The sequence below is a fragment of the Silanimonas sp. genome (assembly GCF_027531545.1).
Taxonomy (GTDB): domain Bacteria; phylum Pseudomonadota; class Gammaproteobacteria; order Xanthomonadales; family Xanthomonadaceae; genus Silanimonas.
Genome location: NZ_JAPZSC010000004.1, coordinates 109,838 through 120,551, shown reverse-complemented (window position 1 = coordinate 120,551; position 10,714 = coordinate 109,838). Strand labels below are relative to the sequence as shown.

Annotated in this window: 12 protein-coding genes, 1 rRNA gene and 1 pseudogene; 7 read left to right on the top strand and 7 right to left on the bottom strand. The window is 69.0% G+C overall.

Annotation, left to right across the window (positions count from 1 at the left end):
• Nucleotides 1-103 (top strand): 5S ribosomal RNA (rrf, locus tag O9280_RS04240); the annotation flags it as partial.
• Nucleotides 104-294: 191 nt separating this feature from the next.
• Here rrf and O9280_RS04235 read toward each other — a convergent pair.
• From O9280_RS04235 to rpsU, 4 genes and pseudogenes are all read right to left on the bottom strand, one after another.
• Nucleotides 295-879 (bottom strand): hypothetical protein, encoded by a 585-nt coding sequence (locus O9280_RS04235; RefSeq protein WP_298339227.1) that lies wholly within the window; start codon nucleotides 877-879, stop codon nucleotides 295-297.
• Between the two features lie 78 nt (nucleotides 880-957).
• Nucleotides 958-2,235: pseudogene (gene dnaG, locus O9280_RS04230) on the bottom strand (DNA primase); the annotation flags it as partial.
• Nucleotides 2,236-2,279: 44 nt separating this feature from the next.
• Nucleotides 2,280-2,729, bottom strand: a complete 450-nt coding sequence (locus O9280_RS04225) for a GatB/YqeY domain-containing protein (protein ID WP_298339199.1) — start codon at nucleotides 2,727-2,729, stop codon at nucleotides 2,280-2,282.
• Between the two features lie 76 nt (nucleotides 2,730-2,805).
• Nucleotides 2,806-3,021, bottom strand: a complete 216-nt coding sequence (gene rpsU / locus O9280_RS04220) for a 30S ribosomal protein S21 (RefSeq protein ID WP_294066543.1) — start codon at nucleotides 3,019-3,021, stop codon at nucleotides 2,806-2,808.
• Nucleotides 3,022-3,178: 157 nt separating this feature from the next.
• Between rpsU and tsaD the strand changes: the two genes are divergently transcribed.
• From tsaD to O9280_RS04200, 4 genes are all read left to right on the top strand, one after another.
• Complete coding sequence (gene tsaD / locus O9280_RS04215; protein WP_298339196.1) at nucleotides 3,179-4,243, top strand: tRNA (adenosine(37)-N6)-threonylcarbamoyltransferase complex transferase subunit TsaD; 1,065 nt, start codon at nucleotides 3,179-3,181, stop codon at nucleotides 4,241-4,243.
• 22 nt (nucleotides 4,244-4,265) lie between these two features.
• The gene (gene folB, locus O9280_RS04210; protein ID WP_297867578.1) at nucleotides 4,266-4,619 is read left to right on the top strand and encodes a dihydroneopterin aldolase; all 354 of its coding nucleotides are present in this window, start codon (nucleotides 4,266-4,268) and stop codon (nucleotides 4,617-4,619) included.
• Nucleotides 4,620-4,645: 26 nt separating this feature from the next.
• Nucleotides 4,646-5,152 (top strand): 2-amino-4-hydroxy-6-hydroxymethyldihydropteridine diphosphokinase, encoded by a 507-nt coding sequence (folK, locus tag O9280_RS04205; RefSeq protein ID WP_298339224.1) that lies wholly within the window; start codon nucleotides 4,646-4,648, stop codon nucleotides 5,150-5,152.
• Between the two features lie 67 nt (nucleotides 5,153-5,219).
• Nucleotides 5,220-6,050, top strand: a complete 831-nt coding sequence (locus tag O9280_RS04200; protein WP_298339193.1) for a DUF6159 family protein — start codon at nucleotides 5,220-5,222, stop codon at nucleotides 6,048-6,050.
• Between the two features lie 37 nt (nucleotides 6,051-6,087).
• Here O9280_RS04200 and O9280_RS04195 read toward each other — a convergent pair whose 3' ends face one another.
• Nucleotides 6,088-6,855, bottom strand: coding sequence for a pteridine reductase (locus tag O9280_RS04195; protein WP_298339189.1), 768 nt, complete (start codon nucleotides 6,853-6,855; stop codon nucleotides 6,088-6,090).
• A gap of 105 nt (nucleotides 6,856-6,960) precedes the next feature.
• Here O9280_RS04195 and O9280_RS04190 point away from each other — a divergent pair, with 105 nt between their 5' ends.
• Together O9280_RS04190 and O9280_RS04185 are read left to right on the top strand one after the other, a co-directional pair.
• Nucleotides 6,961-8,145: an SAM-dependent methyltransferase gene (locus O9280_RS04190; RefSeq protein WP_343228724.1), complete on the top strand. Its 1,185-nt coding sequence runs from the start codon at nucleotides 6,961-6,963 to the stop codon at nucleotides 8,143-8,145.
• Between the two features lie 14 nt (nucleotides 8,146-8,159).
• Nucleotides 8,160-8,549 (top strand): VanZ family protein, encoded by a 390-nt coding sequence (locus tag O9280_RS04185; RefSeq protein WP_298339186.1) that lies wholly within the window; start codon nucleotides 8,160-8,162, stop codon nucleotides 8,547-8,549.
• On the opposite strand, the gene O9280_RS04180 is transcribed toward O9280_RS04185, so the two are convergent.
• Together O9280_RS04180 and O9280_RS04175 are read right to left on the bottom strand one after the other, a co-directional pair.
• Nucleotides 8,509-9,801 carry a multifunctional CCA addition/repair protein gene (locus O9280_RS04180; protein WP_298339182.1) on the bottom strand — a complete coding sequence of 431 codons (1,293 nt, stop codon included), beginning with the start codon at nucleotides 9,799-9,801 and terminating at the stop codon, nucleotides 8,509-8,511. The two genes, O9280_RS04185 and O9280_RS04180, sit on opposite strands and share 41 nt — an antisense overlap.
• Nucleotides 9,773-10,708, bottom strand: a complete 936-nt coding sequence (locus O9280_RS04175) for a complex I NDUFA9 subunit family protein (RefSeq protein ID WP_298339179.1) — start codon at nucleotides 10,706-10,708, stop codon at nucleotides 9,773-9,775. The genes O9280_RS04180 and O9280_RS04175 overlap by 29 nt, the downstream gene beginning before the upstream one ends.
• Nucleotides 10,709-10,714: the final 6 nt, after the last annotated feature.

The window sequence follows — 10,714 nt, the reverse complement described above, 5'->3', positions numbered from 1 at the left end:
ATAGCTGCGTGGAACCACCCGATCCCATCCCGAACTCGGAAGTGAAACGCGCACGCGCCGATGGTAGTGTGCATCCGCATGCGAGAGTAGGTCATCGCCAGGGCCTTACCCAAAACCCCGCCGAGATATCGGCGGGGTTTTTCTTTGCACCAAAGAAAAACATATCCACAACAGCGACAACGAGCGGTGGCGACTGCACGCAACTTCGCCTCGACCCGATGAATGGAAACAGGCGAAGTAGCCTGTTGGACTCCTTGGGGCGTCGCAACTCAAACTCAGTGTCAGCCGGGTCGATCAGATCCGGTGCGACAAGAGGGCGCGGAGCTCTGATTTGCTCTCGTCATCGAGCGAGGGCTGCGCCTTCAACCATTCGACGCGCTGCTCGATTGCCTGTTGGCGCAGTTTGCGCACGCAACCCCGGAAATCCTCGAGTAGCCCGGCGTCGTCGCCGGCCAGAGGTTGGGCCGCCAGCTTCTGCAGTGCGTCGATTTGCGGGTTGGAGGCCAAGGCTTCGAGCAGGGCGCCGGTACTAAGGCCTGGGCGCTGCAGCGCGAGGTGTACCAGTTCGACGAACAGAGGGATGCCGGGCTGATCGAGCGTCTCGATCCAGTCCAGATGTTCGACCTCTGTTGCCAGCGAAGGTCGTGTCAGCAGCAGGCTTATGGCTGTGCGCACAAGGCTGCGCCGATGATCGACGCCGGCGGGTCGCGGAGCGCTCAGCGTGGGCAATTCTGCGAGGATGCGGTCCGCAGCCGTGCGAGGGCGGCGACCTCCGGGGCCTCCGCGCTCGAACCGACCACCGCGTTCACCGCCATTTCCTCTAGCGCTTCCCCCGCCGTTCGGCCACTGCGGGACGCTGACGAGATACCCCTCGGGCATGCGCCCTTGGGACATGTCGAGGGCATCGCGCTGGATTTGGCTGCCGAGTTCCACGAGTTCGCGGGTGAAGTCGGCGAGTTTCGCGCTCGAGTGGAAGCCCACTTCGGTACGTTGAACCAATAGCGCCTGCATGCGATCGCGGAACTCGCCATCCGGGATGCGTGCGATGTAGGCCTTGGCGCGCTCGGCCAGTCGTGATTTGCCATCGGCGCTGGAGAGGTCGACGTCGCTGGAGAGCTGTGCGAAGAAGAACTCGCTGAGCGGTTGCGCTGCCGCGAGTGCGGCGTCGAGCGCGGCTGCGCCTTGGGAGCGCACGACGGTGTCCGGATCCTCGCCTTCGGAGAGGAAGAGGAAGAACGCCTGTCGGCCATCGGTCATTCGCGGCAACACCGACTCCAGCGCTTTCCACGCCGCGCGTCGGCCCGCGGCGTCGCCGTCGAAGCAGAAGTAGACGTCGGCGGCGTTTCGGAACAGCAGCTCTGCATGGTCCGGTGTGGTCGCGGTGCCGAGGGTGGCGACGGCGGTGGTGATGCCGAACTGCCACAGGGACACGACGTCCATGTAGCCCTCGACGACGATCAACCGCGGTACCTTGCTGTGCGCCTGGCGCGCGTGCCACAGGCCGTAGAGCTCGCGGCCCTTGTGGAACAGCACCGTTTCCGGGGAGTTGAGGTACTTCGGGCCGTCCTCCTTTTCGATGACGCGTCCGCCGAAAGCGATCACGCGCCCGCGCCGATCGTGGATCGGGAACATCACGCGCGCACGGAACTTGTCGTAGGTGCGGCCGCTGTCGTTCTTCGACAGCAGTCCGGCCTTGTCGAGCAGGTCGATGCGGCGCGCATCGCCCTTGCCGAGCGCGTCGATCAGGCCGTTCCAGCCGTCGGGGGCCCAGCCGATGCCGAACTTCTCGATGATGGCGGAATCGAGACCGCGCTTCTCCAGATAGCGCTTCGCGACCTCGCTGTTCGAGAGCTCGCGTTGGAAGTACTTCTGGGCGGCGTCGAGGGCGGCGTAGAGGTCCTGGCCCTCGCGCGGCGCTTCTCGGCCACTGCCGTTCTCACGCGGGACTTCGAGGCCGAGCCGCTTCGCGAGTTCCTCGACCGCATCGACGAACTCGAGGCGGTCGTACTCCATCAGGAACTTGATCGGCGTGCCGTGCGCGCCGCAGCCGAAGCAGTGGTAGAACTGCTTCGTCGGGCTGACGTAGAACGATGGCGTGCGCTCGTCGTGGAAGGGGCAGCAGGCGGTGTATTCCTTGCCCTTGCGCTTCAGCGGGACGCGCGAACCGATCAGCTCGACGATATCGACGCGAGCGAGCAGTCCATCGATGAAGCTGTCGGGGATGCGGCCGGCCATGGGGGAAGCTTACGGCTTCGGGCCGGCGCGCAGTGGTTCGTCGCTCAACCGGCGAGCGCGGCCTTGAGGCGCTGCGACACGAGGCCCATGTCGGCCTTGCCGGCAAGCTTCGGCTTCAGTACACCCATGACCTTGCCCATCGCCGCCGGACCGGTGCCCGCGTTGGCTTCGGCGATGGCGGCCTGGATGGCGGCGTCGATCTCGGCCTCGGAGAGCTGGGCCGGCAGGTAGGCCTGGATGATCGCCATCTCGGCCTTCTCCACGGCGGCGAGGTCGTCGCGACCGGCGCCTTCGTACTGGGTGATCGAGTCCTTGCGCTGCTTGACCATCTTCTCGAGCACGGCGAGCACGGCGGCGTCATCGAGTTCGATGCGCTCGTCGACTTCCTTCTGCTTCAGGGCGGCGTTGATGAGGCGGATGGTGGCAAGGCGATCCTTCTCGCCCGCCTTCATCGCGGCCTTCATGTCGTCGGTGAGCTGCTGCTTGAGGGACATGGGATTCTCCGGGGCTGGAAAAACAAAAAGCCGGCGACGCCAGGGGCGGGCCGGCTTCTTGCGGCAGGCGCCGCGCTCAGTAGAGGCGCTGGCGCTTGGTGACGTCGCGCGACGAGCGGCGCAGCTGGCGCTTCACGGCGGCAGCGGCCTTGCGCTTGCGCTCCTGCGTCGGCTTTTCATAGAACTCGCGCTTGCGCGTCTCGGCGAGGACGCCGGCCTTTTCGCAGGTGCGCTTGAAACGACGGAGCGCGAACTCGAACGGCTCGTTCTCGCGGACTTTGACGTTGGGCATAGGGCTTCTCGGGTGGACAAAATACCCGGTGCTCCGGGTGAGCCGCGTATGATACGCGGGCTTTCCGGGGCCGTGCAAGTCAGCCCTGCCCCCTGTTCAGGACCGGCTGCCGCTGCCCTCCAGCACGTCCCGCCGGCCGCCCACGGCTTGTGCTCCCATGATCGTCCTCGGCCTCGAATCCTCCTGCGACGAAACCGGCGTGGCCGTCTACGACACGGCCCGTGGCCTGCGCGCCCATGCGCTCTACAGCCAGGTGGCCCTGCACGCCGAGTACGGCGGCGTGGTGCCCGAACTGGCCAGCCGCGATCACGTGCGGAAGCTGCTGCCGTTGGTGCGCCAGACGCTGGCGGAGGCCGGCGTGGCGGTATCGGACCTCGACGGTATCGCCTACACGGCCGGGCCAGGCCTCATCGGGGCCCTGCTGGTCGGCGCCGCCACGGGGCGGGCCTTGGCCTGGGCCCTCGACTTGCCCAGCGTCGGCGTCCACCACATGGAGGGGCATCTGTTGTCCCCGCTGTTGGAGCCGGGTGCCGCGCCGCCGCCCTTCGTCTGTCTGCTCGTTTCGGGCGGCCACACGCAGCTGGTGGCCGTGGAAGGCATCGGCCGCTACACGCTGCTGGGCGAAACGCTGGATGACGCCGCCGGCGAAGCCTTCGACAAGACCGCGAAGATGCTTGGGCTGCCGTATCCCGGCGGTCCGCAGCTCGCCGCCCTGGCCTTGAAGGGGCGGGAGGCCGCGGAAGCCGAAGGTCGGCGCGACAGCCGATTCCGTTTCGCGAGGCCGATGACCGACCGGCCGTGCCTCGACTTCAGCTTCAGCGGTTTGAAGACCCAGGTGCTGCTGGCGTGGAAGGCGTCGGACCAGACCGACGCCACCCAGGCCGACCTCGCGCTCGGCTTCGAAGACGCCGTCACCGAGACGCTGGCGCTCAAGTGCGAGCGCGCCCTTCGGGAGACCGGCATGAAGGCGCTGGTGGTGGCGGGTGGCGTGGGCGCGAATCGGCAACTGCGCGCACGCCTCGCGGCCCTCGCGGCGAAGCGCAAGGTCACGGTGAGCTTCCCGCGGCTCGAGTTCTGCACCGACAACGGCGCGATCATCGCGTTCGCCGGCGCGACCCGCCTCGCCGCCGGGCAGCGCGATCTCGACTTCCGCGTGCAGCCGCGCTGGGACATGGCCACGCTCGATGCTGTCGCCGCCTTGCCATCGCCGGTGGCAGGCTGAGCGCCCTTTGCAAGGAATTCCGATGGACAAGGTCTTCATCGAGGCGCTCGAGATCGAGTGCACGATCGGCATCTATGACTGGGAACGGCGCATCAAGCAGCCGATCGTGCTGGACATCGAGATGGGCTTCGACAACCGCAAGCCCGCGGCCAGCGACGCCATCGAGGACACGCTCGACTACAAAGCGGTAAGCAAGCGGCTCATCCAGTTCGTCGGCGAGTCCGATTTCGGACTGGTGGAAACGCTGGCCGAACGCTGCGCCGCGATAATCACCGGCGAGTTCGGCGTGCCGTGGGTACGGCTGAAGCTGTCGAAGCCCGGTGCGGTGCGCGGCGCTAAGGCCGTGGGCATCCTGATCGAGCGCACGCGGGCGTGAGCGTGGAAGCGCGCAGCGCCGATGGCATGGCGGTGCGTGGGCCCGGCCTCGCGCTGCTGAGCCTCGGCAGCAACGAGCAACCGGAGCGCTACCTCCGGGCCGCGGTGGACGAGCTGCGGGCGCGCTTTGGCGCGGTCGTGGTTTCGCCGGTGTACCGCACGCCGGCCGTGGGCTTCGAGGGGCCGGATTTCCTCAATTGCGCCGCGGCCATCCGCTCGGATCTCGAGCCGCAGGCGCTGAATGACTGGCTGCACGCGCTGGAGGACCGGCATGGCCGGCGCCGCGACGTGCCGCGTTTCTCCTCGCGGACGCTGGACGTCGACATCGTCTATTTCGATGACCGGGTGATGCGCGGCGAGGGCAATCTCCAGCTGCCGCGGCCGGAGCTCAAGCACGCCTTCGTGCTGAAGCCGCTCGCCGACATCGCGCCGGAGTTCGTCGATCCGGTGCAGGGCCGCTCGCTGGCCGCGCTGTGGGCCGCGCATCCGGAGTGCACCACGCCGCCGGCGGTCGAAGCGCTCGACCTCGGGTGACCTTCGTCAGTACCGCGGCGTCGCGGATCGCGTGATACTGGTGTGAATCACGCCCCCGGAGCGCCCCATGTTCGAGAAATTCGCCCGCAGCTGGTCCCTCGTGAAGGCCAGCGCCGCCGTCCTGCGCGCCGACAAGGAGCTGCTGTGGTTCCCGGTGATCTCGTCGGTCGCCGCGATGCTGGTGGCCGCCACCTTCCTGGTGCCGAGCTTCCTGTCGGGGCTGTTCGACGGCGGTGCCGGCGTGGCGTCGATCGTCGTGGGCTTCCTGTTCTACGTCACCCAGTTCACGGTGATCTTTTTCTTCAACAGCGCATTGGTCGGCGCGGCCCTGATCCGTCTCGAGGGCGGTGACCCGACCGTGGCCGACGGCCTGCGCATCGCCCGCGAGCGCTTCGGCGCGATCGTCGGCTACGCGGTGATCGCGGCCGTGGTCGGCCTGCTCATCAAGGCGCTGGAACAGCGCAGCGAATGGCTCGGCGCGATGGTGGCCCGTCTGCTCGGTGCGGCCTGGACGGTCTCGACCTTCCTCGTGGTGCCGGTGCTGGTGGCGCAGAACGTCGGCCCGATCGATGCGATCAAGGAGAGCTTCGGTCTGCTGAAGAAGAGCTGGGGCGAGAACCTGATCGGCAACGTCGGCCTCGGTTTCGCTTTCGGCCTGCTGACGCTGGTGGTGATCCTGCTCGGTGCCGGCCTCATCGTGGCGGCCGCGCTGACGGCCGGCGCGACCGCGGCGATCGTCATCGGTGCGCTGGTGGTGATCGCAGTGATCGCGCTGGCGGTGACGCAGGCAGCGCTCGCGGGCATCTACCAGGCGGCGGTGTACCGCTTCGCCGTGGACGGGCAGGCCCCGGTCGGCTTCGACGGCGCGACCCTGCAGGGTGCGTTCCGCCACAAGTGAGCACGGTCGCGGCCCGGCCTCGCGCCGGGTCGCGGCTTCAGAGATTGAGCAGGCGCCCGCCGTCGACCGCGAGGATCTGGCCCGTGGTGTAGCGGGCGTCCTGCAGCAGCCAGCGCACGGCCTCCGCGATGTCCTCGGGCGCACCAACGCGTTTGAGCGCGGTCTTGGCCAGCATCGCCGCCTTGGCCGCTTCGGACTTGCCCGAGTCCGGCCACAGGATGGCGCCCGGCGAGACGCCGTTGACGCGCACTTCCGGCCCGAGCTCCACCGCCAGCGACTTAACCAGCATCGCGTTCGCCGCCTTGGCCATCGAGTAGATCGTGTGGTTCGCGAGCGGGCGTTCGCCGTAGACATCGACGAGATTGACGATGGCGCCACCGCGGGCGCGCAGGTGCGGCGCAGCGGCCTGGGCGAGGAAGAAGGGGCCCTTGGCATTGCTGTCGAACAGTGCGTTCCAGTCGGCCTCGGAGGCCTGTCCGATCGGCGTCGGGTGGAAGGCCGAGGCGTTGTTCACCAGCGCGTCCAAGCGGCCGAAGCGCGCGATCGCGGCGTCGACGAGGCCCGGGAGGCGCGCGGTGTCGCCCAGTTCCGCCTGCACGATGAGCGTGCTGCCAGCCCGGACGGACTCGAGGCTTGCCGCCAGCGCTTCGACCTCGGCCGGCGAGGCGCGATGGTGCAACACGAGGTCGAAACCGTGTGCGTGCAAATGCCTCGCGATGGTCGCACCGACGCGCTTGGCGGCGCCGGTGACGAAGGCAACGGGGGCGGTCGCGGAGGACGGCGTAAGGCGGGTCTCGGGGCTCATCGGCATCGGGTTCGGGCGGCGCGGACATCATGCCCCCTCCGCCCGTCGGCCGGACGTGCAGGCCGGGGCGGTATCCTTGGCGCCTGATTCACGACGAGCGGATTGATGAGCACTTTCGGCCTGCCCGAGCCGGGCGTCGCGGCACGCGAACACAGCGCGCGTCTGGTCGAGTTCCTGAGGGCGGCGATCCGCCACGAGCGCGGTGCGATTCCGTTCGCGCGCTTCATGGAGCTCGCGTTGTACGCGCCGGGGCTGGGCTACTACAGCGCTGGGGCGAGCAAGTTCGGCGAAGCCGGTGATTTCGTCACCTCGCCCGAGCTCGGCAATGTCTTCGCGGAGTGCGTCTGCGAGGCGGTGTCGCCGGTCCTGCGCGGCCTGCCGCATCCAGGGTTCCTCGAGCTCGGCGGCGGCAGCGGGGCGTTCGCGGTGGCCTTCCTGCAGCATGCCGAGCGGTTGGGCGTGCTGCCGGAGCGCTACGCCATCCTCGAGCCGAGCGCCGACCTTCGGCAGCGCCAGCAGCAGCGGCTGCGCGAGCAACTGCCGCCGGCCGTGTTCGCGCGCTGCGATTGGCTGGACGGCCCGCCGGAAGGCGAATGGTCCGGCGTGCTGTTTGCCAACGAAGTGTTGGATGCGCTGCCGACCACGCGCTTCGCCACCCACGACGGCGAGGTGTACGAGGAGTTCGTCAGCCTCGATGCGAACGGGGACTTCATCCGCGTCGACCAGCCCGCCGACGCCCTGGTGCGCGCGGCGGTCCGGCACATCGAGCGGACGATCGGCGCGCCGCTGCCGGACGGCTACCGCTCGGAGGTGTTGCCGCAGTTGCCGTACTGGATCCAGGCGATCGGCGGCCTGCTGAAGCATGGCGCGATGCTGTTCGTCGACTACGGCTACCCGCGCCGCGAGTTCTACCTGCCGGAGCGCAACGATGGAACGCTGATCTGCCATTACCGCCACCGTGCGCACGGCGATCCGTTCTTCCTGCCCGGCTTGCAGGACATCACGGCCTTCGTCGATTTCACCGCGCTGGCCGAAGCCGGCACGAACGCGGGCTTCGACTTCGCCGGCTACTGCAGCCAGTCGAGTTTCCTGATCGCCAATGGCCTGCCGCAGCGCATCGCCGAGGCCGAAGCCGTGATCGATGATCGCGAGCGCTACCGCCGCGTCAACGAGATCCGCAAGCTGACGATGCCCGGCGAGATGGGCGAGCGCTTCCAGGTGATGGGCTTCACCCGCGACGTCGACCTCTCGGCAGCGTTCGCCTTCGGCGAGCTCTCGAGGCGGCTGTGAGCGGCGGGCCGGTCGTGTCCGTCGAAGGCGCACGCTGGCGAGGCGCGTGGCTCGCGCTGTGGGCGCTGGGTTGGATCGTTTGCGTCGTGCTGTCGCTTGGGCCCGCGGTGCCCGGCGCCGTGCCGCTGTTTCCGCATGCCGACAAACTGAACCACGCGTTGGCCTATGCCGCACTGGCGTGGTGGGCGATGGGCTGCTTCGCGACGACGTCGGGTCGTCGCTGGGCCCTGCTTTCGCTGCTGGTGCTCGGTGCCGCGATGGAATGGGCTCAGGGCGCCCTGACCGTGGACCGCCAGCGCGACGGGCTCGACCTCGTGGCCAACGCCGTCGGCGTGGGGCTGGGGACCGCGCTCGGGCTCGCGCTCAACCTGCCGGCGTGGCTGGAGGCGCGGTTCCGCCGCTGAGGGTGCGCCGCGCGACGGCGATCGCCGCGATGCGGGCTTTCTTCAAGGCCTCGCCGATGGCTGGCCCCGAGAGGCCTTCGCGCATCACGGCCTTGGCCTGCAGGGCCAGGGCGGCATCGCGGCAGGCCCGCAGCGCGCGGCCCTGCGGGTAGTCGGATTCGGCGTGGCCGAGGCGCCCGCGCTTGTCGGCCTCGCAGACGAGGGCGAGCGCGTCGATGCGCGAACCTTGGCGCAGGCCGCCGCAGCGTTCGATCAGTTCATGCACCGTCGCGTCGCGCAGCTCGTCGAAGCGGTGCACGTTGAGGTGCTCGCGACACGCATCGGTGGCGAGCTGGGTTTCGGCGTTCGGCACCTTCAGGCGCGCGCAGAGCGCCGCCAGTGGCTTGAGGCCGGCGTGCTCGTGCATCGGATGGCGTGGCAGGACCTCGGCGGGCGTCAGCGCCTTGCCGAGATCGTGCGTGAGCGCGGCGAAGCCGATCGCGGTGTCGCCGGGCGCGAGGCGCGCCGCCATGTCGACGACCATCTCGACGTGCACGCCGGTGTCGACTTCCGGGTGGTACTCGGCGCGCTGCGGCACGCCGTAGAGCGCGTCGACCTCGGGCAGCACGACGGCCAGCGCGCCGCAGGCGCGTAGGGTCTGCAGGAAGGCGGAGGGTTGGGCTTCGCCGAGCGAGCGCTTGAGCTCCTGCCAGACGCGTTCCGGCACGAGGTGGGCGAGTTCGCCCGCCTCGACCATGCCGCGCATCAGCGCGAGCGTGTCGTCGTGTACGCGGAAGCCGAGTGGGGCGAAGCGGGCCATGAAGCGCGCCGCGCGCAGCACGCGCAGCGGGTCTTCCGCGAAGGCCGGGCTGCAGTGGCGTAGCACGCGCGCCTCGAGGTCGGCGCGGCCGCTCAGCGGATCGACCAGCGTGCCGTCGTCAGCCTGCGCGATCGCATTGATGGTGAAGTCGCGGCGACGCAGGTCGTCTTCGAGCGTCACCGTGCGATCGGCGTGGACGACGAAGCCGGTGTAGCCGCGCCCGGATTTCCGTTCGGTGCGGGCCAGCGCGTACTCCTCGCCCGTGGCCGGATGCAGGAATACCGGGAAATCGGCGCCGACGGTCTTGAAGCCCGCCGCGCGCATGGCTTCGGCGTCGGTGCCGACCACCACCCAGTCGCGATCGCCGGGCGCACGGCCCAGCAGGGCGTCGCGCACGGCGCCGCCCACGAGGTAGACCGTGGCCTCAGCGGGCAACGCTGCGGTAGCGGTCATAGCGCGGCTGCTTTTCGGCCGGCGAGCCCAGGATCGTGGCGAGTTGCTGGCCGATGCGCGTCGGCTCGATGCCAAGCTGGTGCAGGCCGTCGATGGCGCCGACGGAATCGAGCTTCAGCGAGCGGTAGTTGTCGGAGGAGAAGGGCTTGCCGGGCACGAAGTCGAAGGCGAATGCCTGCAGGCGAGCCAGCGCATCGGGCAGCGGCACCACCACCCGCTTCAGCCCGAGCTGCCGCGCGGTCAGGCGCACGAGGTCGCCGAGCGTCATCACGTCGGCGCCGTAGAGCTCGTAGACCTGTCCGACCGTGGCGCGCGAGTGCAGGGCGCGGCGCATGGCCTCGACCACGTCGCCGACATACACCGGGGCGAAGCGCGTGCCGGCTTTCGCCAGCGGCAGCACGGGGCTCAGCTTCAGCAGCTCGGCGAAGCGGCAGAAGAAGCCGTCGCCGATGCCGAAGATCACCGAGGGCTCGAAGATCGTCCAATCCAGCCCGCTGGCCTTCACCGCGGCCTCGGCTTCTCCGCGCGTCTTCAGGTAGAAGCTGTCGCCGCGACCGGCGTTGAGCGAACTCATTTGCAGCAGCCGCTTCGTGCCTGCGAGCTGGCAGGCGGCGACGACGAGCTTGGTCAGCGCCACGTGCGCGCGATGGAAGCCGCGGCCGTTGTCACCGGTTTCGTTGAGGATGCCGACGAGGTTGATGACGGCGTCGGCACCGGCGAAGTTCGCCTTCAGCAGTTCGGGGTCGTAGACGTCGCCGGTCACCACGCGCGTGCCGGGCGGCAGCAGTCGCACGAGGTGGGCGTGCGGATTGCGCGAGAGCACCGTGAGCTGGTGGCCTTCCTGCGCGAGGCGGGCGAGGAGGACGCGGCCGACGAAACCGGTGGCGCCGAGCAGGGTGATCTTCATGGTCGG